This is a genomic window from Peptoniphilus sp. (genome assembly GCF_034090345.1).
In the GTDB taxonomy this organism is placed as follows: Bacteria; Bacillota; Clostridia; order Tissierellales; family Peptoniphilaceae; genus Peptoniphilus.
This window is the reverse complement of sequence record NZ_JAXDSS010000073.1, coordinates 1-21,584: the sequence shown is the minus strand read 5'-3', so window position 1 is coordinate 21,584 and position 21,584 is coordinate 1. Positions and strand designations below refer to the sequence as shown.

Sequence of the window (21,584 nt, the reverse complement as noted above, 5' to 3'; positions counted from 1 at the left end):
AGTAACGAAAAACATAATAGCCTAATAAGAAGATTCCTTCCAAAAGGAAAATCCCTATTAGACTACAATGAAAATCACTATTTAAAAATAATGAACTGGATGAATAATTTACCAAGAAAAATCCTAAATTACCGAACACCTATAGAAGTTTTTGTAGAAGAACTCAATAAATTAGGGTTAATGGATACTTTTGGGAAAATAGTTCAATTTGATATTGCAATTTAGGAAAATAAAAAATTCTTAGATGAAGAATAATTTAATTTGACAAATTATTTAATACAAAGTATAATAATAGTATTGTTTAAGTAGAAGTCCGCTTCTCACCTTACGACTTATAGTTTTGAGGTTATTTAAGAATTGTTTTTGTATTCTTGCGGGTTTCTATGCCCGCTTTTTTATTGTAAATTTTTGCATGGAGGTGCTAGTATTAAAGAACTTCAAATTAATGAAGAGATTAGAGATAAGGAAGTTAGATTAGTTGATGACGAAGGGAATCAAGTTGGAGTCGTTCCTAGAAGCAGGGCCTTAGATATGGCTTTTGAAAAGAAACTTGACTTAGTCAATGTATCGCCTAACTCTAAACCACCAGTATGCCGTATCATGGATTATGGAAAATATAAGTATGAAATGATAAAGAAAGAAAGAGACTCTAAAAAGAAACAACGTGTAATAAATATAAAAGAAGTTAGATTAACTCCTAATATTGAAAAACATGATTTAGAGACTAAAGTAAAGCATGCTAAAAAATTCCTATCAAATGGGGATAGAGTAAAAGTCGCAGTTCGATTCAGAGGAAGAGAAATGGGACATACTGAAATTGGAAAAGAAGTTTTAGACAGATTTGTTGAAATGGTTTCAGAAAGTGGAACTGTGGATAAAAAACCTAAGTTGGAAGGTAGAAACATGATTATGTTTTTAGCTCCAAATAAAGAAGAAAATTAGGAGGATTATACTTATGGGAAAAATGAAAACTCATAGAGCGTCAGCAAAGAGATTCAAGAGAACCGGCTCAGGAAAGATAAAAAGATATACAGCATACAAGGGACATTTAACTGGAAAGAAAACAGCTAAAAGAGTTAGAAGTCTTAGAAAATCACAAACAGTTAGCAAAGGCGATCAAAGAAGAATTGATCACATGATTCCATAGGAGGTAAATATAGATGGCTAGAATTAAGAGAGCGGTTAACGCTAAGAAAAAGCATAAAAAGATTTTAAAACAGGCTAAAGGATATTTCGGAGCAAAATCAAAGTTATTCAGACCTGCTAATCAAGCAGTTATGAAATCACTGAACTATGCATTTGCAGGTAGAAAGCAAAGAAAAAGAGATTTTAGAAAATTATGGATTGCTAGAATTAATGCTGCTGCAAGATTAAATGGAATGAGCTATTCTAAATTTATCTCAGGACTTAAGAATGCAAATATAGAAGTAAATAGAAAAATGCTATCAGAAATGGCAATTAATGATCCAAACGGCTTTTCAGAACTTGTAAAAGTTGCAAAAGGTGAATAATTAAAGAAAAGCGTGTCTTGAAGTGAATATTTTAAATTCAAAGTTCCATTCTTTAATGTATAAGTTATTTCATAATCCACCAATGATTATAGGATTAAGTTTCTTATTTGTAATACTATTTGGCGCAGTGCTTTTAAATATGCCTGAAGCAAGCATATCGGGAGAGCGAATTGGATTTGTAAATGCACTTTTTACAGCCAGCTCAGCAACTTGTGTGACGGGGCTTATTGTTGTTAATACAGCATCGTATTTTTCAGTTATGGGTAAGGCTGTAATATTAGTCCTAATACAAATTGGTGGAATGGGGACAATGGTGTTATTTTCATTAATAGCAATGCTATTTAATTTTAAAATTGGTTTGAAAGAGAGAATTTTAATTAAAGAGCAATTGAATCAAGATACATTAACAGGACTAGTAAAACTTACTAAATCTGTAATAAAGATAAGTTTATTTATAGAATTAGTTGGAGCTATTGTTTTATCTATAAGATTTATACCTATTTATGGCATGGAAAAAGGAATTGCCTTTTCCGTCTTTCATTCAATATCTGCTTTTTGTAATGCTGGATTTGATATAACAGGTAATTCTCTTATGAGTTATCCAACTGATTTGATATTAAATCTTACCATATCAATCTTAATTATATTAGGAGGGTTAGGATTTACAGTTTTTAGAGATATATTAAGAAAAAAGAGTATTAGACATACTAGTCTTCATACAAAAATGGTTTTGATTGTAACTTCAATACTTTTGGTAATAGGTACAATATTGTTTTATTTAATTGAAAATGAAGGTACGTTAGCCAATTATGTTGGAACTGAAAAATGGCTTATATCGTTTTTTCAATCGACAATATCTAGAACAGCGGGTTTTAACTCTGTAGATATGGCTTCAGTTCACTATTCTACAGCAGTTATATTAATGATTTTGATGTTTATAGGAGGTTCACCAGCATCTACAGCAGGTGGATTAAAAACGACAACTTTTGGAGTTATTTTAGCTACTACAATATCTGTTTGTAAGGGTGAAAGAGATGTAGTTTTCTTAAAGAGAACTATACCAAGGGATACAGTTTCAAAAGCAATAGCAATAACTGTAATTTATTTAGGAGCAGTAATAATAGCTACTCTACTAATAACAATAGTAGAAGTAGATAAATTTAATTTATTAGATGTACTATTTGAGAGTATTTCGGCTTTTGCAACAGTTGGCATTTCAAGGGGTATAACTCCAGAACTTTCTACAGCGTCAAAAATTATTATTACAGTGTCAATGTATTTAGGTAGAGTAGGTCCTGCAACTTTAGCTGTTGCAATTATGAAAAGTAGAAAAACTATACTTTATAAATATGCAGAAGGCGATATAGTTGTCGGCTAGGAGGATTTATGAAATCATATGTAGTTTTTGGTTTAGGCAGATTTGGATCTACGGTAGCAATAACTCTTTCTGAATTAGGATATGATGTTTTGGCTGTAGATTCAAATTTTGACAGAGTACAATCTGTTGCAGATAAAGTTACCACAGCTATGCAAGTAGATATGATGGATGAAAATGCAACTGAAAATTTGGGATTAAAAAATTTTGATGGAGCTGTTATTGCAATAGGTGAAAATTTTGAAGCGGCAATAATGTCATCAATTGTAGCTCAAGAGGCTGGAATACCTTTGATAATAGCTAAAGCTAATACTGTAAGACAAGGCACAATTTTACTAAAAGTTGGGGTAGATGAAGTTGTTTATCCTGAAAAGGATATGGGATCTAGAGTTGCATACAATTTAACCTCAAAAAATTTACTTGATTATATACAAATTTCACAAGAATTATCAATAGCTGAAATTAGAGCGCTGCCATCGTGGTGGGATAAAACTATTGAAGATTTGGAGATTAGAAATAAATTCAAAATTACAATATTGGGAATTGAAAAAAATGGTGAGGTTGAAGTAAACCCGGCACCAGATACAGTTCTTAAAAATGATGATATTTTAATCATTGTGGGTAAAGATGAAGATATAAAGATGGTTGAGAAAAAGTCTTAGTTTGAAACTAGTGTATAATTAAAGTAGTTTCCTAAATAAGGAGGTAAATTTCATGATAACTATAGAAAAAGTAGATTATGTAATGAATGTTACTGGAGCTGAATATCAAGTAGTAAAGAATGCTTTACTTGATACAGATGGAGATGTTGAAAAAGCAGTTGAAATCATAAGAGCTTCTGTAAGTAATTACAAACATGATCAAAAAGATGAATTCTTTAAATTTGAAGATATTAAATTTGAAGATATCAAAAAAGCTATAAAAGATATTTGGAACACTACAAATGCAACAAAAATTTTAGTTGAAAAAGATGGCGAAACAGTGATTAATATTTCTCTTACTGCAGCATCATTAGGAGCAATTTTAGCTCCAATTGCTACATTTATAGGGATGGGCTCAGGACTTATAGCTGATTATGATTTTAAAATTGTTACAGCTGATAAGGAAGAGATAAATATTAAAGAATATATATTAAATATGAAAAATAAGTAAGGAGAAGTAAAATGCAAAAAGACATTCAACCAGAATACAAAGAAGTAACAGTTACTTGTGCTTGTGGAAACACATTTAAAACAGGTTCTGTAAAAGAAGATTTAAGAGTTGAAATTTGTTCTGCATGTCACCCATTCTTCACAGGTAAACAAAAAACTGCTGAACACGGTGGACGTATAGAAAAATTCAACAAAAAATATAGACAAAAATAAAAAATGGTTAGCTTTTGCTAACCATTTTTTATAAATAGGAGATAATATGAATACTAAAGCAGCATTTAAGACAACTATAGGTGGGCAGGCTCTTATAGAAGGAGTTATGATGAGAGGTCCGTCTAAAATAGCTGTAGCAGTTAGAAAACCTACTGGAGATATAGAGCTAAAAGTAGAAAAGGCCAAAGATCTCTCAAAAAAATATAAAATATTAAAATTACCTATCTTAAGAGGTGCTTATAAATTAATAGATGCAATGATAGTAGGCGTTAATGCTTTAATGTTTTCTGCATCTTTTTGGGATGAAGAAAATAGTAAGAATAACAACTTAGAAGTATTCATGACAGTTTCAATTTCTATGCTGTTAGCAGTGGGAATATTTATGGTAATTCCATCTGTGGCTGCTGGATTTTTAAAGGATTTTTTTAAGTCTTCAATTATTCTAAATTTATTTGAGGGTATATTAAGATTAATTATATTTTTTATTTATCTTAAATACATCTCTAAATTAGATGATATAAAAAGGGTATTTGAATATCATGGAAGCGAACATAAATCTATATATTGTTATGAGTCTGGAGAAGAACTTACTATTGAAAATGTTAAAAAATATCCTATAGAACATCCAAGATGTGGAACTAGTTTTTTATTTATGGTTATGATTATAAGCATAATAGTTTTGTCTTTCTTTGGATGGCCTAATCCTATTATGAGAATATTGACAAGAATTTTAGCAATGCCACTCATAGCCGGTATAGCATACGAAGTTAACAGATATGTGGGGAAAAGTGATTCCGGAATTTGTAAAATAATAAGGATACCAGGGCTCAAAATCCAACAAATAGCAACAGTTAGAGAACCTTCAGATGATATGATAGAAGTCGCGATAACTAGTTTAAAAGCAGTTCTTCCAACAGATGGAGAAAGTGATTTATGGAAATAAGTGAAATTTTTAAATTAGGAAAAGAATATTATATAGATAGTCAATATGCTGATGTCAATAGAGAGTTAAAAATGATAGTTTCTGAAGTGTTAAATCTTGAAGAATCATACATTACTATACATGATGACATTGAAGTAAATTCAGATAATAAAAAAAAGATTTTTGAGATTTTAGATAGAAGAAAAAATGGAGAACCTTTACAATATATATTAGGACATCAGTTTTTCTATAAACATGATTTTATAGTTGATAAAAATGTTTTAATTCCAAGATACGATACTGAAATTAGTGTGGAAGCAATTCTAAAAGCTATAGATAAAAATGATAGAATGTTAGAAATTGGTTGTGGAACAGGTTGTGTCTCTATAAGTATAGCCTTAGAATACAATGATGTTAAAGTAGATAGTGTAGATATTTCTGATTTTGCAATTGAAAATACTTTAAAAAATATTCGAAAATATAACTGTGAGAATATAAAAGTCTTTAAAAGCGATATTTATCAAAATGTAGATGGGAAATATGATGTTATTTATTCAAATCCGCCATATATACCTACAAAAGAAATACAGAAGTTACAAAAAGAAGTTCAATATGAACCTATATTGGCATTAGATGGTGGGTTTGATGGATTAAATATTTATAGAAGAATAATTAAAAATTTGGATAAGTATTTAACGGAAAAAGGTTTTTTAATTTTAGAAATTGGCTATGATCAGGCAGAAGAGATTATAAATTTATTAGGTGATTATAATATACTGGTATTAAAAGACTTGTCTGACCATAACAGAGTTGTAATAGCTACAAAAGGAGATATAGATGTACGAAAATTTAGAAGCTTTTGAGGAAAAATTTAAAAGTTTAGAGCAAGATTTAATGGATGTTAATATAATAAGTGATTCTAAAAAGTATCAAAAGACAGCTATTGAACATGCAGAAATTGAACCAATTGTAAATAAATATAGGGAATATAAAACTCTAGTTAAAACCATAAAAGACAATAAGGATATGTTACGTGATAACATAGAAGATGAACTTAAAGATTTAGTAAAAGAAGAGTTGAAAGATGCAGAAGATAAACTTGAGAAAGTTGAAGAAGAACTTCGTATATTACTAATACCAAAAGACCCTAATGACAACAAGAATGTAATCATGGAAATTAGGGCCGGAGCAGGCGGTGATGAAGCAGCTTTATTTGCAGGAGTGCTCTATAGACAATATATCAGATATGCTGAAAGGCAAGGATGGAAAATAGATATCATGAATACTAATGAAATAGGTATTGGTGGATATAAAGAAGTTGTCTTTACAATAATAGGTAAAGGAGCATATTCAAGATTAAAATATGAATCAGGAGTTCATAGAGTTCAGAGGGTTCCTGAAACAGAATCATCAGGAAGGATTCATACTTCTACTGCAACAGTTGCTGTGCTTCCAGAAGTTGAGGATGTAGAAGTTGAAATAGACCCAACAGAAATAAAATTTGATGTGTTTAGAGCTTCAGGTAATGGAGGGCAATGTGTAAACACTACAGACTCTGCTGTTAGACTTACTCACATTCCAACAGGATTGGTAATCAGTTGTCAAGATGAAAAAAGTCAGTTGAAAAATAAAGAAAAAGCTCTAAAGGTTTTAAAAACAAAATTATATGATTTGAAAATGAGAGAACAACAAGGTGAGTTATCAGACCAAAGAAGTGCTCAAATAGGGACAGGCGATAGATCAGAAAGAATCAGAACATATAACTATCCTCAAGGTAGAGTAACAGACCATAGAATTTCTCTAACATTGCATAAGATAGATCAAATAGTAGATGGAGATATTGACGAAATAATAGATGCTTTAACAAGCGCTGAACAAGCTGCAAATATTAATAAAGCATAATTTATTTGATAGATATCAATTATATATACAGATTTTAATTTAAATAAACTCTAAGTTATGATAAAAATGTAGAATTTTAGAACATTTAAATATATAATAAATGTGTATGAATGAACAACTGTAAATAGGAGGTAAATTTATGAATCATATGACAAGTGATAATTTAAGATCAGCTTTTGGTGGAGAAAGCCAGGCCCACATGAGATATAGAATTTGGGGTAACTTAGCTAAAAAAGAAGGTTTTGAAAATATAGCAAGACTTTTTGAAGCTACTTCTGATGCTGAACAAGTACATGCTACATTACATTTTAACGCTCTTAGAGATGTAGCTGGAGATTTTCCTGTAACTTCTATGGCTGGATTTGGAATTGGTACATTGAAAGAAAATCTTGAAGGGGCTAAGGGTGGAGAAGTATTTGAATATACTCAAATGTATCCAGCGTATATAGCTGTTGCCGAAATGCAAGAAGAAAAAGAAGCAGTTAAAGCAATGAGATTTGCGATCGAAGCTGAAAAAGTACATGCGGAAAGATATCAAACAGCAATTGAAGCTGTTGAAGCTGGAAAAGATCTTGATGTAGAAAAAGTATTACTTTGCCCAGTTTGTGGATACATTGGATTTGAAAATGTAGAAAAATGTCCTCTTTGTGGAGCAAAAGGTTCTATTTTCGTAGAATATTAATTAATATTAACTAAGGGTTTGAGTGTAGAAATTCTACACTCTTTTTAAATTTTGAGGGAGTAATTTATTTTCATTAAATTATTTTATTTAAATTTAATATACTATATATAAAAACTTATATATAATATAACTCTATATTAGTATAATTTGTCTTGACTTTAATATGTGAAATTGTTACTATAATACCGAAAGAATAATTGAAAAGCGATAAAGCTTAGGAGGTCACATATGTATAATTCAAAGATCAAAAGTGAACAGACGGATGGCTTATTTGAAGCAATTTTAACTTTGGAAACGCCTGAAGAATGTTATAGATTTTTTGAGGACATTTGTACTGTTAAAGAGGTTCAGGCAATAGCACAAAGACTACAAGTAGTGAAACTATTGATAAAAAATAAAACATATCATGAGATAGAATCTGAAACAGGAGCAAGTACAGCAACAATTTCAAGAATTAATAGAAGTTTAAATTATGGATCTGATGGATATAAAATAGTTCTTGAAAAATTAAATTTTTTAGATAAAGAAGATTAATTTAAAAACAAAATTAAAACACCCCTAAAAAGAGGTGTTTTAATTTTGTTTTATAACAATTGTTTTAAAATTAGTATAGGTGACAAGGCCCGGTATTTTTGACGGATGTCTTTTAACATATTTTTTTAGAGTATAATCTACAGGAATGTTATTAGATGATTTTAATGATGAATTAGTAGCTGCAAGCTTAGCTGCTTGAAGTATAGATGATTCAGAAAAATCACCAGAATTATTTTTTAAAATAACATGTGAACCAGGTGCATTTTGAACATGGAACCATATATCATTTTGTCCTGCAAATTTTAAAGTTAAATATTCATTTTGTTTATTATTTTTACCACAATAAATAGTATCTCCGTTTTCATTGGTTAGTTGTGAGATTTTTAATTTAACTTTTTTATTTTTTGAATTATGTTTTTTTAAATAGTTCATTTCATATAGTTCTTCACGAATTTCATCGATATCATCAGAAGATTCACTAAGTTCTAAACTAAATAAAACCGATTTTAGATAATTAATAGAGTTTTGAGTTTTTTCAATTTCATCTTTAAGTTTTAAATTTGCATTTTTAAGTTTTGCAAATTTTTTATAATACTTATTTGCATTTGCTTGTGGAGAAATTTTATTGTCCATAGAAATTGTTATAGGTTTCATTTCATCATAAAAGTTTTCAACTTCTATAGATTTTACACCGGGTTCTATTCGATAAAGATTAGATGATATTAAATCTGCATATATTTTATATTTGTCTCTATCTTTTGAGTGTGCAAATTCTTTTAGTTGTTTTTGTAATTTATTGATTTCTCTATCTATTAAGTTCTTAATTTTTTTTATTAGTTCACTGGATTTATCAGATAGTATTTGATTTTTTAATTTTTCCAAATAAAATGTATCAATAAGTTTTGATGTATCTTTAAATCTGACCTTTTGTTCTTCTCTATACATTTGTAAATCAATTACAGAAAAATTAATTATTTTATCCAAATCTTTAACTAAAATTGGAGTGAATTCATTTTTTCTTATACAATTCATTATTTCATAAAAATTTTCTTTTAATGATTGTATATCTTCATAAGAAAGACTATTTAAAGGTCTATCTTCATCAAGATTAGCTCTGTAGCATATATCTCTTATTACTATGGGGCTAAGCCCCATAAATGTTTTTATAAAGCCATTTTTAATTGTAAGATTATTTAGTTCTATTCGATCGAATGAATTTTCAATTAAAGGATTTAATCTATTGGAAATTAAATCTGTGTTGTAAGTTAATCCTGGCAATATTTCTCTAATTGAAGACATATTGTGATTTACACGTTTAATAGAATCTATAATTCTATTGGTTTGAGTTTCTACTAATATGATATTTGAGTATTTACCCATTATTTCAATAATAAGACTTTTTTTAATTTCAAATGCTAAATCATCTCTACTAAGGACATCTATTTTAAGAATACGATCCATTTCATATTGATTAAAGTCTATGATTTTAAAACCTTCTAAATGTTTTCTTAAAAGCATACAAAAATTAGGAGGAGTTTTAGGATTTTCAAATTCTTCTTCAGTAAAATTTATCCTTGGAGACTGGCTAGAAACATTAAGTAATAATTTCTTTTTTTCTCCATTAGCTTTCATTGTCAGGATTATAGAATCCTTGGTGGGTTGGTATATTTTTTCTATTTTAGTATTTATATAACTATTTTTTAATTCTTCAGTTATTGATTTCAGTACAATTCCATCGTAAGACATAGTTCACCTCAAAATAAATTATAGCATATATGTAGCTGTATAATTTGTTATAATAAAAATATAAACATATTTATTTTTAGGATGAAATGATTAGAAGATTTAATATTAAAGATGCTAAAGAAGCTTCATCTTTAATAAAGAGGACTTTATATGAAATTAATATAAAGGATTATGAAAAGAGATTTTTAGAAGATGAATTCATTCAATTTTCACAGAAAGATATTTTAAAAAGGGTTAAAGAAAATAATTATTATGTTTTTGAAGAGAATTATAAAATACTAGGAATAAGGGGAAATTAGGGTATATCACAATAAGGAAGATGAAAGTTATATAATGATTGTTTTTGTATTGCCAGAGTACATTGGAAAAGGAATTGGTAAGAAAATAATGAATGCCTTTGAAAATGATGAGTATTTTTTAAAATCAAAGAGAATAGAAATAACATCTTCAATTACAGCTTTAGGTTTTTATAAGAAATTAGGATATAAACATAAAAATGGAAATAAATATCTTGTTGAGATTGAAAAAAATATAAGTTATAAATATTTAGAGAACTATAATTTGCTAATTAAGTTTAAAATTATATTTTATAAAGTCATAACTATAGTGAAATACATATAAAAGTTAGAAAAAATAGATAATATAAATAATATGATTTTTTTAAAATTAACTTTTTTATAATTATTGTGATAAAATAATCTTAAAAAGAAATAGATAGAAATACATCTTTTGAAAATGTTTGCTTACTATTAATTGTATATTATTTAAAGGGTACGTTATAGATTTACTTAAATCTAAATATATATTTAAGGAGGAATTAGAATATGATTAACGAAAAAGCTATACATGTTTACAATGAAATAGGTAAATTAAAAACTGTATTGTTACATAGGCCTGGAAGAGAGATTGAGAACTTAACTCCGGATTTGTTAGACAGACTCTTATTTGATGATATACCATTTTTAGAGATTGCTATTCAAGAACATGATGCTTTTGCAGAAATCTTGAAAAAAAATGGTGTTGAGGTTCTTTATTTAGAAGAGTTAGCGGCTGAAGCTATCACTTCAGATGATGTTAAAGAGGAATTTATTGATGAGTTTATTTCGGAAGCTAATATAGAAGGCAAAACTAAGCGTATTCTTGTGAAGAATTTATTAACGAGTTTTGAGAATAATCTTGAAATGGTTCTTAAAATGATGGAGGGTATAAAAAAAGATGAGTTACCTAATTTTAAAAAAGTAAGTCTTACAGATATGGTAGATTCAGCCTATCCTTTCATAGTTGATTCAATGCCTAATCTATATTTTACAAGAGACCCGGCAGCAAATATAGGGAGTGGAGTGTCTTTAAATAGGATGAGAAATTTAACCAGACAAAGAGAAACCATATTTGCAAAATATATATTAAAATATCATCCTAGATTTAAAAACGGTAGCGTTGAACTATGGTATGATAGAGAGGATTCTACGTCAATTGAAGGTGGAGATGAACTGGTTTTATCTAAGGAAGTTTTAGCAGTGGGAATTTCTGAGAGAACTGACGCTGCGTCTATAGAAAAATTAGCTGAAAGAATTTTTGAAAAACGTGAATCTTTTAAAAAAATCTTAGCATTACATATTCCTAATAAGAGAGCTTTTATGCACCTTGACACAGTATTTACAATGGTAGATTATGATAAATTTACAATACATCCTGAAATTGAAGGACCTTTGTCAGTATATTCTTTAACTTTAGGTAATGATGGAAAGATTAATATAGAAAAGGAAAACAAAGAACTTGATAAAATTTTGGCAGAAGCATTAGGACTTGAAAAAGTTACTTTAATTCGTTGTGGAGGAGATGATCCAATAGCTGGAGCTAGAGAACAATGGAATGATGGAGCTAATACTTTAGCAATTGCTCCTGGAGAAGTGATTGTATATTCAAGAAATAAAGTCACTAATAAATTATTAGAAGAACATGGAATAAAACTACATATCATGCCTTCTAGTGAACTTTCTAGGGGAAGAGGGGGCCCAAGGTGCATGTCTATGCCTTTATGGAGAGAAGATATTTAAGATTTAGTAAATGAATGTAAGGAGTATTCATATGGAAAATATAAAAAAAGAAAAAATGACCACTGGAAGAATTATGAAATTTTTAATTCCATCTATTATAGGTGTTTTACTTTTAATGGTACCTTTTAAAAAAGATGGAAGTTCTACAATAATGGTATCTATAATATCAAAGGGTATTAACAAAGGCATTGAATCAATTGTTCCTATCTATGTATTAGTTTTAATATGTATTGTCATATCTTGTACATTAGCACTTATTTATAAGATTGCTAAGCCAAGTTGGATTGAAAAAAATGAATTATTAAAAGAAGTATCTGATATTTCTAATTTTTGGCTTTTTGCGAGATTAGTTGGACTTTGTATAGGATTTATGACAGCTTTTGAAATTGGTCCAGAAATAATCTATAGTGCAGATACTGGAGGGCTTATATTATATGATCTAATATGTGGTCTATTTACTATTTTTTTAGTAGCAGGATTTATATTACCTTTTTTAACAGAATTTGGATTGTTGGAATTTCTCGGAGTCTATTTAACAACTTTTATGAGACCTGTTTTTAATCTACCAGGACGCTCGGCCATAGATTGTGTTGCTTCTTGGATTGGAGATGGGACAATAGGAGTTGCTCTTACTAATAAACAGTATGAAGATGGATATTATACCGCAAGAGAAGCGGCAGTTATTGCGACAACTTTTTCAGCGGTATCAATAACATTTTGTTTAGTTGTTCTTGAGAATGTATCCATGACAGATTATTTTGGTCAATTTTATTTTATAGTTGCACTATCTGGTATAGTAGCTGCACTGGTTTTACCTAGAATATATCCTCTAGCAACTAAAAAAGATATATATAACAATGGCATAAAAAAAGCTCTTCCAGAAGCTATTCCTGAAGGATTTAAAAAATCTGAATGGGGACTCCAACTTGCTGTTAAAAAAGCCGAAGGAAATATTGGAGTTACTCAATATTTAAAAAGTGGAGTGAGGACTGTGCTTGGTTTATGGTTAGGAGTTATACCGATTATTATGGCTGCCGGCACATTAGCTTTAGTGGTATCAGTAGCAACACCATTTTTTGACATAATGGGTAAACCATTTTTACCTATATTAAAGTTACTTCAAGTGCCAGAAGCTGAAGCAGCAAGTGGAACTATGGTAGTTGGATTTGCAGATATGGTGGTTCCATCAATATTGGCAGCGGAAATATCTAACCCTATGACTAAATTTATAGTTGCAGCAGTTTCTGTAACTCAACTTATATATATGTCTGAAACTGGAGCTGTTATACTAGGAACTAATTTGCCAGTAACCCTATTAGATTTATTTATATTATTTCTTGAAAGAACATTAATAACACTTCCTATAATTGTGCTATTTGCACATATTATATTTTGAAGAATGAATTTAAGAAAGTAATTTAAAATTTATGTAGTTAGTTTTTTAAATATTCAATTCTAATTAATAGCCAATCTAAATGATTGTCTACAGTGTACATTTGTAAATGATGTGAGACAAAAAACAGTAAAATATCCAATATGTTAATCTATTAATGGGAGTTAGCTCCCATTAATAGATTTCTTTTTTGCACAGGATTTAACCACCCTAAAGTCTGCATAGGAAGTCTATTAGGTTTATATAAATATCTTTTCATTTGCACAATAAGATTATAAAAAGATAAATGAGTATAAAACCTTTCATTATCGCTTCTATGACTTCTTTCAACCTTATCATTATACCTAACATATATAAAGTAAAAATCTTAATTTTATTTGTTATGATAAACCGTTATAATAAAATTAAGATTTTTGTAATATTTTAAAAAGATTATTGTAAGAAATATGATGTAGTATATATTTGGAGGATAGATATGAGGTATAAAATATTGGTAGCGGAAGACGATAATGCCATAAGAGATTCTATAGGCATATATTTGAGAAATGCAAATTATGATGTTATTGAAGCCAAAGATGGGGAAGAAGCTATACAAAAATTTAAATCTGAAAAAATCGACTTGATTATCATGGATCTTATGATGCCTAATTTAAGCGGTGAGGAAGCTATTTTGAAGTTAAGAGAAATTACTTACGTTCCGATAATTATTTTGTCTGCCAAAGGTGAAGATTATGATAAGATAATAGGTTTAAATATAGGTGCTGATGATTATATAACTAAACCTTTTAATCCATTAGAGCTTATGGCAAGAGTTAGCTCCAATATAAGAAGATTTTACGAGTATCAACCCAATAAGAATTCCGATATTTTAGAGTATGGAGATATAAAACTTGTGATACCTGAAAAATCGGTTTATGTGAGAGATGAAAAGGCACATCTCACATCAATTGAATACCAAATTTTAGAATTATTGATGAAAAATCCTAATAGGGTTTTTTCAGTTGATGAAATTTATGAAAAAGTTTGGGATGAGCCAGCATTTGATGTTAAAACTGTAACGGTACACATACGTAGAATACGTGAAAAAATTGAAATTGATCCTAAAAGGCCTATTTACTTAAAGGTTGCTTGGGGATTAGGATATAAGTTCGTTACAAAATAGGAGGAGTTATGAAAGACGTTGATATAAGATATTCTACAAAAAGATTATTAATAGCATTTTTGGTAATATCAATTGTAGGAGTGTTATTTGGGATTTATGGAGCTAAGAATAATTTATTTAATTCATATAGATCCAATAGAGAATCATATTATGACTATTATAATCAAGTGGATAATTCTCTATATAAAGATGGTGCTGGAAATTCAAATTTTAAATATATAGATAATATTTATGGAGATCAATTTATTAAATCTTATGTCAGAAGTTATAAAATTGCCAACTATCCTTTTACAGAAGAATTTAAAAGGCATTCTAATAAAGTTATTTTAGATTTAAATGAGTATGATGGGGGGTTTGAACAATACAGTAGCTATGGTGCAGCAATAGATGCTGCTAAAGCAAGAGGAATAAACGATCCTAAGATAAATATTAATGTAACTGAAGAACCATTATACAGAACGTATTATTTGACTAATGATAATAGTGTCGATGAGTTTGATCCACAATATATAGCTGATAGTAAATTAAGTGAAAGCCCAAATAACATTATATTAAGCGGTGTATGGGAAGATGGAGTTCTTAAATTTACAAAAGATATAGACCAAGTAAAAAATGAGAATAGAAAGTATGCAACAAATTTAAAACAAGCTATTAGAGAGGTTTATGCATCAATAAAAAATAGTGGGATACAAAAATTAAATTTTACGTATTTAATTGATACAAACTCAATGGCTTTTAAACAGTATGAGTCATCAATGAATTATGAAGAAAATTTATTTCCAAATTCTGCATTGGGAGTGGTAACAGGAGCAATTTTAATATTACTATTAGGTTTATTTTCTAACTTTGAAAAAATGGAAGAAAGTAATTTTTATAAAAGTATTTTAAAAGTACCTTTTGAAATAGTTGTATTTGGAGCAATACCTCTTTGGTTTATGTGTGCGGCGATGGCAGCTGATTTTTTTAGTATAAATACTGAGTTAATTAAAAGTCTATTATCTCCATTCTATTTATTACAGATATTAGCTATAAGCACTATAGGTGTTGCAGAATTGTACTTGTTATATTCTTTAAAAGATGTATTTTATAATGGGTTTTCATCTAAAGTTGTAAATAATTCAATTGTGTCTAAAGTATTTAACTTTTTTGGTCAGAAATCAATTGGATTATTTATGAAATCAAAGAATGTATCTACGGAATATTTAAAAGACTTTGATCCGGGAAAGAGAAGAAACTTAATGCTATTTTTTTTAGCTTTATTAATTCTTGGTGTAGTTGCATCCAATATAGTTGTGGTATCTTCTTTACAGCTAATTGTGTTATTAATTTGGGTTTGCTTAATAGGCGTTATATTTGTAAGAGTTCAAAAATATATTATTGAACTTGAGGATATAGAAAAAACAGCAAAAATAATATCTGAGGGACATTATGATATAAAAATAGAGGAAAATAACTCTCATTTTAAAGGATTAGCACATAATTTGAATGCGATAACTTTGAATTTAGATGGCGCTATATCTAATGCTATTAAATCAGAAAAAATGAAAACTGACTTAATAGCAAATGTATCACATGATTTAAAAACACCATTGACTTCAATTATAAATTATTCAGAATTAGTAGTTGAAGAAGAAAATGTAGAAAATATTAAGAAATATGCTCAAGTTATAAATGAGAAGTCTTTAAAATTAAAGACACTAATAGAAGATCTTTTTGAAGCAGCAAAAGTTAGTAGTGAAAATATTGATTTAGAGATAGAAGAAATTGATTTTAAACAGCTGATAAAACAAATTATAGGTGAGTGGGAAGATAAGCTTGAAGAAAAAAGCATAACTATTGTAGAAGAATATACTCCAGAAAGAGTAATGTTAAACTTAGATGGCGTTAAAACTTCAAGAATTTTGGATAACTTATTTTCTAATATATATAAATATGCTTTGGAAGGGACTAGAGTGTATGTGAGATTGTATAAGAATGAAAAAGTACAATTGATTATAAAAAATATTTCAAAGTATCCTTTAAATATTTCAGAAGATGAATTAATGGAGAGGTTTACAAGAGGGGATGTTTCAAGAAATACTGAAGGTAGTGGATTAGGGCTATCTATAGCTAAGAGTTTAGTAAATGCTCAAAAAGGTATTTTTGAAATCGAAATTGACGGAGATTTATTCAAGTCAAAAATAGAATTTTAAACTTTTTAAAGGACTATTTGAATAGGAGGAAATAAATAATCTAATTTTTAGACTCCTATTTAAATAGTTTTTATTTGAAAGATTTTAAATTATACATTATAATTGCTGTAGACAGTTCGTAACCATCCTGTCTTAAAATAAAACTAGGGAGAAATAGATAAAAAATTAAGTTTAATTTATTTTTTACCGAGGTGTGTTACGACACCTTTTTTTATTTGTTTCAAAAGAGGAGAATTATGAGAGAAAAAGAAGAAATGAAAGATATAACACTGTTAGGAAACAAAAACTCATCTATTCCTAAAGATTATTCGCCTGATGTTTTAGAAGCATTTGATAATAAACATCCAAATAATGATTATTTTGTAAAATTTAATTGCCCTGAGTTCACATCGCTATGTCCAATTACAGGACAACCTGACTTTGCTACAATTTATATTTCATATGTACCAGGTTTAAAAATGGTTGAGAGCAAATCATTAAAGTTATATTTATTCAGTTTTAGAAATAGAGGAGATTTTCATGAAGATTGTATGAACATAATCATGAAAGACCTTATTAAATTGATGGAGCCAAAGTATATTGAAGTTTGGGGTAAATTTACACCAAGAGGTGGAATCTCTATAGACCCTTATTGTAACTATGGACAAGCTGGTACAAAGTGGGAAGCGGTAGCATGGAATAGACTTAGCAACCATGATATGTATCCGGAAAAAGTAGACAATAGATAAGTAGGTGTAATTATGAAAATGGTTTTATTTAGTGGAGGAGTAGATAGTTCAACTTGTCTTGCTATGGCCAAGGAAACAGGAGACTCTGTAATAGCAGTATCCTTTGATTATGGACAAAGACATAATGTACAAGAGCTTGAAGCTGCAAAAAAGGTAGCTAAGTATTATGGAGTCGAGCAGATAAATATTGATTTAAAAGATATTTTTAAACATGGTAATTCATCTCTTACAGATTTGAGTTTAGAAGTTAGTGAAGGAGACTATGCAGAACAAGAAAATGCCAACACAGAAGTTGAGTTTAGAAATGGAATTTTTATATCTGTATTAGCTTCGTTAGCAATGCAATATAAGGCAGATAAAATTTATTTTGGAGCACATAAAGACGACTCTGGAGTAATTTATCCTGATTGCAGCCCTGAATTTGTGAAAGCTATGGAAGAAGCTATAAATGTTGGTTCAAGAGGCGAAGTAAGTTTACAAGTTCCATTTTTAAACAAGACTAAAACTGAACTTGTAGCTTATGGAAAAAGCATAGGTGTACCTTATCATCTGACTTACTCTTGTTATAACGGTACTAATCCTCCTTGTGGCAAATGTGGAACATGTATAGATAGAGAAAAAGCATTTTTAGCAAATGGACTTGATAGAGAAGGACATTATGCAGAAAATTGATTCTTATAGCAAAAATAAAAGAGCAGATTTATATAGACTCATGTTGTGGAGCTTATATGCAGTTGCGGTAATAATGAAAAATATTTTTGCAACTAAGAGATGGAAAATTGGAATTATACAAGCTCCTGCTGGCTATATTTTTGAGCCTGTAACTTTTATAGCCCAAGATGTAGAAACAGAAACTCGGGGATATAGTAGTGCTAAAACAATGGTATTTTGGGGATTTTTCTTAAATATAATTGTAGCTGCTTGTTCGCAACTTGCAATTCTACTTCCTAATGCAAGCTCACTTGAAATTCAAAGTTCATTTGAAATTGTTCTTGGAAATGTACCAAGAATTTTGATAGCTAGTTTAATAGCATATTTGATTGGCGGAGCATTAAATGTCAAGATAATGTATCATTTAAAAATGAAAGGTAACAACAGCTTACTATACAGAGCTATTGTATCTACGGTATTAGGTCAATTTGTAGATAATATAATATTTAGTAACATAGCATTTTTAGGTATAATACCAATTAGTCAAATAATTTATATGTCAATTAGTATGACAATAATTGAAACTATTTATGAGATTATATTTTATCCTATAACAAAATTTTTAATATTTAAAATTAAAGAAGCAGAAAGAAAGGACGCACTAATTTAGTACGTCCTAATTTTTTTATTCTACTGTAACTGATTTGGCAAGGTTACGAGGTTTATCTACGTCATTTCCTTTTAAAACTGATGCATAATATGCAATTATTTGTAAAGGAACTATACTTATAAGTGGTGCAACTAAATCATCTATCGCAGGTATTTCTATTAGTTTAGAAGTATGTTTTTTTAGACCTTCATTGTAGAAACCTATTGCGAATACTTCAGCACCTCTTGCTGAAATTTCTTGTATGTTAGAAACCATTTTATCAATTAAATTTCTTTGAGTAGCTAGAGCAAAAACTTTTGTGCCTTCCTCAATAAGAGCTATAGTACCATGTTTTAATTCTCCGGCTGGGAATGATTCAGAGTGTATATAAGAAATTTCTTTAAGCTTTAAAGAACCTTCTTTTGAAGTGATATAGTCAACACCTCTACCTATAAAGTACACGGATTCAGCATCTATAATATGTTGAGAAACTGTCTTATAAATATCTGATTTTTTTAATAAATCTTTTATTATAGCTGGTGTCTTTTTAATTTCATTTATAGCATGTTCTAATTCTTCACTTGTAATTTTACCAACTTTAAGAGCCCAATCAAGTGTGAATAAATATAGGTTGACAACTTGAGAACTATAAGCTTTAGTAGAAGCTACTGAAATTTCAGGACCTGCATGGCAATAGAGAACTTTATCAGCCTCTCTAGCTATTGTAGAACCAACAACATTAGTTATAGCATAGACAGTAGCACCGTGTTTTTTAGCTAGTCTTATTGCATTTAAAGTATCAGCAGTTTCTCCAGACTGGCTAACAACAATAACTAGTGTTTTATCTGTTACAAAAGGGTCGCTATATGCAAACTCAGATGCTATTTCGTCTCTAACTTGTTTGCGTATTAATTTTTCAATTAAAAATTTTCCAACTTGTCCAGCGTGAAGTGCTGTACCACAAGATGTGACATATATATTTTCGAAACTTTCAAACTCTTCTTTTGTGAATGTATTCTCACCCAAATCAATTTTATTATTTTTCAATAAACGGTCTAGAGTACTAGATACAGTTTTTTCTTGCTCAAAAATTTCTTTAATCATATAGTGATCAAAGCCTTCTTTAGAAGCAGCTTCAACATCCCAATCTATTTTTGAAATTGGTTTTTCAAGAATATCCAAATTTAAATTATATATAGTAGGAGCTTTTCCTATTTTTAAATGTACTACTTCCATATCATCTAAATAGACAACTTGTTGTGTATGCTCTACTATTGAAGCAGCATCAGAAGCAACTATATTGCCTGTAGGAGTTACTCCGAGCAGTAGTGGAGATTTATTCCTAGCAGCCACTAATTCGCTTGGGTTATCATTTGCTATTGCACAAATAGCATAAGAACCTTCAAGTTCCTTTAGAGTTCTTATTACAGCATTTAATAAATTTCCTTCATAAAACTTATCAATTAAATGAGCAATTACTTCAGTATCAGTGTCAGATTTAAATACATATCCTTCATTTGTTAACTTTTCTTTTAATTCAACAAAGTTTTCGATTATTCCATTGTGAACAACAGATATTGAACCATCTTTATTTAAATGTGGATGGGCATTTGTTTCGGTTGGGATTCCATGAGTTGCCCAACGAGTATGTCCTATACCAACTTTTCCGTCAAATGGTGATTCTTCAAGTGATTTAACTAAGTTTTCTAACTTTCCAGCTCTTTTTAAAGTATTTATTTCTTCAAGACCTATTACAGAAATACCAGCAGAGTCATATCCTCTGTATTCTAATTTTTTTAATCCATTTAAAATAATTTTTGTAGCGCTGTTATCGCCACAGTAACCTACGATTCCGCACATTAAATTTTTACCTCCAATATATTTTAAGACTCACTTTGTTCTGTTTGTAATCAAAATTTCTTTTGATTTTTGTAGAACACTCAGGCTGTGATACCTTCGGAGCATCCGCCGAAATTTCGATAACTCCGTTCCTCGTCATCCATGTGTGGATCTGGCGCTTAACTAATTTTTGTCTTTGAAAAATTATAACATATCTAAGAATGTATGTAAAATCTAAACAAATGTGATAGACTATTTTACAGAAGGTGAGTTCATGAAAGAAGTAAGTTTTAAAGTAGATAATGTTGGAACTAAAGATGGAATTTTGACAATAGAAAAACTTTCTAAAATGTTATTAGAAGTGTCAAACTTAGAGTCAAATGTTGCAGATAAATTTATGGATGAAAATAACTTGACATGGATGATTTATAGTTGGCGTTTTAAACTCAATAGAAAGATAAAATTAGGAGAAATTATAAAGATTACTACTTGGGTTTCAAATATATCAAAATTAAAAGTTAGTAGGGAATTTTTGATTGAAATTGAAGGAAATGTTGAAGGAGAATGTAAGGCTGAATTTTTGGTTATAGACATTGAAAATAAAAAGGCAATTTCAGCTCCAAAAGAACTTATAAATTATTTTGAAGTTTACGAAAAAGAACTTTTAAGTTCAAATAGGATTAGGAGAAGTGAAGTTAATAAACTATCTTCTGTTAGTATATATAGTTCAGACTTTGACAAAAATATGCATATAAATAATTCGGTTTATATAAGGTGGATAGAAGAGTTTATGTATTTTAGGCTAAAAAAATATATAAAAATTTTAGAAATAGTCTATTCCAAAGAAATAAATAGCAATATAAAAATTGATATAAAT

24 protein-coding genes, 2 pseudogenes and 1 other annotated feature are annotated in these 21,584 nt (G+C 29.1%); of the genes and pseudogenes, 23 read left to right on the top strand and 3 right to left on the bottom strand.

Annotated elements, in window-relative coordinates; translation table 11 throughout:
• From SOR77_RS06820 to SOR77_RS06760, 13 genes and pseudogenes are all read left to right on the top strand, one after another.
• A pseudogene (locus SOR77_RS06820) lies at positions 1-225 on the top strand (hypothetical protein); the annotation flags it as partial.
• Between the two features lie 72 nt (positions 226-297).
• Positions 298-405: a sequence feature (ribosomal protein L20 leader region), on the top strand.
• Between the two features lie 3 nt (positions 406-408).
• Complete coding sequence (gene infC / locus SOR77_RS06815; RefSeq protein ID WP_004822770.1) at positions 409-942, top strand: translation initiation factor IF-3; 534 nt, start codon at positions 409-411, stop codon at positions 940-942.
• Positions 943-955: 13 nt separating this feature from the next.
• Entirely contained in the window at positions 956-1,147 is a 192-nt protein-coding gene (gene rpmI, locus SOR77_RS06810) for a 50S ribosomal protein L35 (RefSeq protein ID WP_004822767.1), read from the top strand.
• 13 nt (positions 1,148-1,160) lie between these two features.
• Positions 1,161-1,511, top strand: a complete 351-nt coding sequence (gene rplT / locus SOR77_RS06805) for a 50S ribosomal protein L20 (RefSeq protein WP_320636389.1) — start codon at positions 1,161-1,163, stop codon at positions 1,509-1,511.
• Between the two features lie 55 nt (positions 1,512-1,566).
• Positions 1,567-2,889, top strand: coding sequence for a TrkH family potassium uptake protein (locus SOR77_RS06800; RefSeq protein ID WP_320636388.1), 1,323 nt, complete (start codon positions 1,567-1,569; stop codon positions 2,887-2,889).
• Positions 2,890-2,897: 8 nt separating this feature from the next.
• Positions 2,898-3,548, top strand: a complete 651-nt coding sequence (locus tag SOR77_RS06795; RefSeq protein WP_320636387.1) for a TrkA family potassium uptake protein — start codon at positions 2,898-2,900, stop codon at positions 3,546-3,548.
• Positions 3,549-3,600: 52 nt separating this feature from the next.
• Positions 3,601-4,038, top strand: coding sequence for a DUF4342 domain-containing protein (locus SOR77_RS06790; RefSeq protein ID WP_320636386.1), 438 nt, complete (start codon positions 3,601-3,603; stop codon positions 4,036-4,038).
• A gap of 11 nt (positions 4,039-4,049) precedes the next feature.
• Positions 4,050-4,250: a 50S ribosomal protein L31 gene (gene rpmE, locus SOR77_RS06785; RefSeq protein WP_320636385.1), complete on the top strand. Its 201-nt coding sequence runs from the start codon at positions 4,050-4,052 to the stop codon at positions 4,248-4,250.
• A 46-nt stretch (positions 4,251-4,296) separates the two neighbouring features.
• Positions 4,297-5,193, top strand: a complete 897-nt coding sequence (locus SOR77_RS06780; RefSeq protein ID WP_320636384.1) for a DUF1385 domain-containing protein — start codon at positions 4,297-4,299, stop codon at positions 5,191-5,193.
• Complete coding sequence (prmC, locus tag SOR77_RS06775; protein ID WP_320636383.1) at positions 5,184-6,035, top strand: peptide chain release factor N(5)-glutamine methyltransferase; 852 nt, start codon at positions 5,184-5,186, stop codon at positions 6,033-6,035. The genes SOR77_RS06780 and prmC overlap by 10 nt, the downstream gene beginning before the upstream one ends.
• Positions 6,010-7,074, top strand: coding sequence for a peptide chain release factor 1 (gene prfA, locus SOR77_RS06770; RefSeq protein ID WP_320636382.1), 1,065 nt, complete (start codon positions 6,010-6,012; stop codon positions 7,072-7,074). The genes prmC and prfA overlap by 26 nt, the downstream gene beginning before the upstream one ends.
• A gap of 139 nt (positions 7,075-7,213) precedes the next feature.
• Positions 7,214-7,756, top strand: coding sequence for a rubrerythrin family protein (locus SOR77_RS06765; RefSeq protein WP_320636381.1), 543 nt, complete (start codon positions 7,214-7,216; stop codon positions 7,754-7,756).
• A gap of 228 nt (positions 7,757-7,984) precedes the next feature.
• Entirely contained in the window at positions 7,985-8,290 is a 306-nt protein-coding gene (locus SOR77_RS06760; RefSeq protein WP_320636380.1) for a YerC/YecD family TrpR-related protein, read from the top strand.
• 39 nt (positions 8,291-8,329) lie between these two features.
• Here the strand turns inward: SOR77_RS06760 and SOR77_RS06755 are convergent, their stop codons facing one another.
• The gene (locus SOR77_RS06755) at positions 8,330-10,036 is read right to left on the bottom strand and encodes an NFACT family protein (RefSeq protein WP_320636379.1); all 1,707 of its coding nucleotides are present in this window, start codon (positions 10,034-10,036) and stop codon (positions 8,330-8,332) included.
• Positions 10,037-10,122: 86 nt separating this feature from the next.
• On the opposite strand from SOR77_RS06755, the gene SOR77_RS06750 reads away from it, so the two are divergent.
• The 4 genes from SOR77_RS06750 to SOR77_RS06735 all read left to right on the top strand — a co-directional run bounded on the left by SOR77_RS06750 (position 10,123) and on the right by SOR77_RS06735 (position 13,489).
• Positions 10,123-10,335 (top strand): hypothetical protein, encoded by a 213-nt coding sequence (locus SOR77_RS06750; protein ID WP_320636378.1) that lies wholly within the window; start codon positions 10,123-10,125, stop codon positions 10,333-10,335.
• Positions 10,331-10,657, top strand: a complete 327-nt coding sequence (locus SOR77_RS06745) for a GNAT family N-acetyltransferase (protein ID WP_320636390.1) — start codon at positions 10,331-10,333, stop codon at positions 10,655-10,657. Before SOR77_RS06750 ends, SOR77_RS06745 begins: the two co-directional genes overlap by 5 nt.
• A 203-nt stretch (positions 10,658-10,860) precedes the next feature.
• Complete coding sequence (gene arcA, locus SOR77_RS06740) at positions 10,861-12,093, top strand: arginine deiminase (RefSeq protein WP_320636377.1); 1,233 nt, start codon at positions 10,861-10,863, stop codon at positions 12,091-12,093.
• A 31-nt stretch (positions 12,094-12,124) separates the two neighbouring features.
• A complete protein-coding gene (locus SOR77_RS06735) occupies positions 12,125-13,489 on the top strand; it encodes a YjiH family protein (protein ID WP_320636376.1) in 1,365 nt (454 codons plus the stop codon).
• A 151-nt stretch (positions 13,490-13,640) separates the two neighbouring features.
• On the opposite strand, the pseudogene SOR77_RS06730 reads toward SOR77_RS06735, so the two are convergent.
• Positions 13,641-13,832, bottom strand: a pseudogene (locus tag SOR77_RS06730) (IS481 family transposase); the annotation flags it as partial.
• A gap of 129 nt (positions 13,833-13,961) precedes the next feature.
• Between SOR77_RS06730 and SOR77_RS06725 the strand changes: the two are divergent.
• The 5 genes from SOR77_RS06725 to SOR77_RS06705 all read left to right on the top strand — a co-directional run bounded on the left by SOR77_RS06725 (position 13,962) and on the right by SOR77_RS06705 (position 18,889).
• Positions 13,962-14,648: a response regulator transcription factor gene (locus SOR77_RS06725; RefSeq protein WP_320636375.1), complete on the top strand. Its 687-nt coding sequence runs from the start codon at positions 13,962-13,964 to the stop codon at positions 14,646-14,648.
• Positions 14,649-14,656: 8 nt separating this feature from the next.
• Positions 14,657-16,840 (top strand): HAMP domain-containing sensor histidine kinase, encoded by a 2,184-nt coding sequence (locus tag SOR77_RS06720; protein ID WP_320636374.1) that lies wholly within the window; start codon positions 14,657-14,659, stop codon positions 16,838-16,840.
• A gap of 236 nt (positions 16,841-17,076) precedes the next feature.
• Positions 17,077-17,568 (top strand): preQ(1) synthase, encoded by a 492-nt coding sequence (gene queF / locus SOR77_RS06715; RefSeq protein ID WP_320636373.1) that lies wholly within the window; start codon positions 17,077-17,079, stop codon positions 17,566-17,568.
• Positions 17,569-17,580: 12 nt separating this feature from the next.
• Positions 17,581-18,240, top strand: coding sequence for a 7-cyano-7-deazaguanine synthase QueC (gene queC, locus SOR77_RS06710; protein WP_320636372.1), 660 nt, complete (start codon positions 17,581-17,583; stop codon positions 18,238-18,240).
• Positions 18,227-18,889, top strand: a complete 663-nt coding sequence (locus tag SOR77_RS06705) for a queuosine precursor transporter (RefSeq protein ID WP_320636371.1) — start codon at positions 18,227-18,229, stop codon at positions 18,887-18,889. Before queC ends, SOR77_RS06705 begins: the two co-directional genes overlap by 14 nt.
• Positions 18,890-18,904: 15 nt before the next feature.
• On the opposite strand, the gene glmS is transcribed toward SOR77_RS06705, so the two are convergent.
• Positions 18,905-20,728, bottom strand: a complete 1,824-nt coding sequence (glmS, locus tag SOR77_RS06700) for a glutamine--fructose-6-phosphate transaminase (isomerizing) (protein WP_320636370.1) — start codon at positions 20,726-20,728, stop codon at positions 18,905-18,907.
• 253 nt (positions 20,729-20,981) lie between these two features.
• Between glmS and SOR77_RS06695 the strand changes: the two genes are divergently transcribed.
• On the top strand, positions 20,982-21,584 hold a 603-nt coding region (locus tag SOR77_RS06695), incomplete at its 3' end, for an acyl-ACP thioesterase domain-containing protein (protein ID WP_320636369.1).

Bases quoted from the DNA above. Each gene is read 5' to 3' on its own strand.
- SOR77_RS06735 (WP_320636376.1), top strand. From the start codon at position 12,125: ATGGAAAATATAAAAAAAGAAAAAATGACCACTGGAAGAATTATGAAA.
- SOR77_RS06705 (WP_320636371.1), top strand. From the start codon at position 18,227: ATGCAGAAAATTGATTCTTATAGCAAAAATAAAAGAGCAGATTTATAT.
- arcA (WP_320636377.1), top strand. From the start codon at position 10,861: ATGATTAACGAAAAAGCTATACATGTTTACAATGAAATAGGTAAATTA.
- rplT (WP_320636389.1), top strand. From the start codon at position 1,161: ATGGCTAGAATTAAGAGAGCGGTTAACGCTAAGAAAAAGCATAAAAAG.
- SOR77_RS06755 (WP_320636379.1), bottom strand. From the start codon at position 10,036: ATGTCTTACGATGGAATTGTACTGAAATCAATAACTGAAGAATTAAAA.
- prfA (WP_320636382.1), top strand. From the start codon at position 6,010: ATGTACGAAAATTTAGAAGCTTTTGAGGAAAAATTTAAAAGTTTAGAG.
- queF (WP_320636373.1), top strand. From the start codon at position 17,077: ATGAGAGAAAAAGAAGAAATGAAAGATATAACACTGTTAGGAAACAAA.
- queC (WP_320636372.1), top strand. From the start codon at position 17,581: ATGAAAATGGTTTTATTTAGTGGAGGAGTAGATAGTTCAACTTGTCTT.
- SOR77_RS06790 (WP_320636386.1), top strand. From the start codon at position 3,601: ATGATAACTATAGAAAAAGTAGATTATGTAATGAATGTTACTGGAGCT.
- rpmI (WP_004822767.1), top strand. From the start codon at position 956: ATGGGAAAAATGAAAACTCATAGAGCGTCAGCAAAGAGATTCAAGAGA.
- glmS (WP_320636370.1), bottom strand. From the start codon at position 20,728: ATGTGCGGAATCGTAGGTTACTGTGGCGATAACAGCGCTACAAAAATT.
- SOR77_RS06725 (WP_320636375.1), top strand. From the start codon at position 13,962: ATGAGGTATAAAATATTGGTAGCGGAAGACGATAATGCCATAAGAGAT.
- SOR77_RS06765 (WP_320636381.1), top strand. From the start codon at position 7,214: ATGAATCATATGACAAGTGATAATTTAAGATCAGCTTTTGGTGGAGAA.
- SOR77_RS06720 (WP_320636374.1), top strand. From the start codon at position 14,657: ATGAAAGACGTTGATATAAGATATTCTACAAAAAGATTATTAATAGCA.
- SOR77_RS06800 (WP_320636388.1), top strand. From the start codon at position 1,567: ATGTATAAGTTATTTCATAATCCACCAATGATTATAGGATTAAGTTTC.
- SOR77_RS06795 (WP_320636387.1), top strand. From the start codon at position 2,898: ATGAAATCATATGTAGTTTTTGGTTTAGGCAGATTTGGATCTACGGTA.
- rpmE (WP_320636385.1), top strand. From the start codon at position 4,050: ATGCAAAAAGACATTCAACCAGAATACAAAGAAGTAACAGTTACTTGT.
- SOR77_RS06760 (WP_320636380.1), top strand. From the start codon at position 7,985: ATGTATAATTCAAAGATCAAAAGTGAACAGACGGATGGCTTATTTGAA.
- SOR77_RS06780 (WP_320636384.1), top strand. From the start codon at position 4,297: ATGAATACTAAAGCAGCATTTAAGACAACTATAGGTGGGCAGGCTCTT.
- SOR77_RS06750 (WP_320636378.1), top strand. From the start codon at position 10,123: ATGATTAGAAGATTTAATATTAAAGATGCTAAAGAAGCTTCATCTTTA.
- prmC (WP_320636383.1), top strand. From the start codon at position 5,184: ATGGAAATAAGTGAAATTTTTAAATTAGGAAAAGAATATTATATAGAT.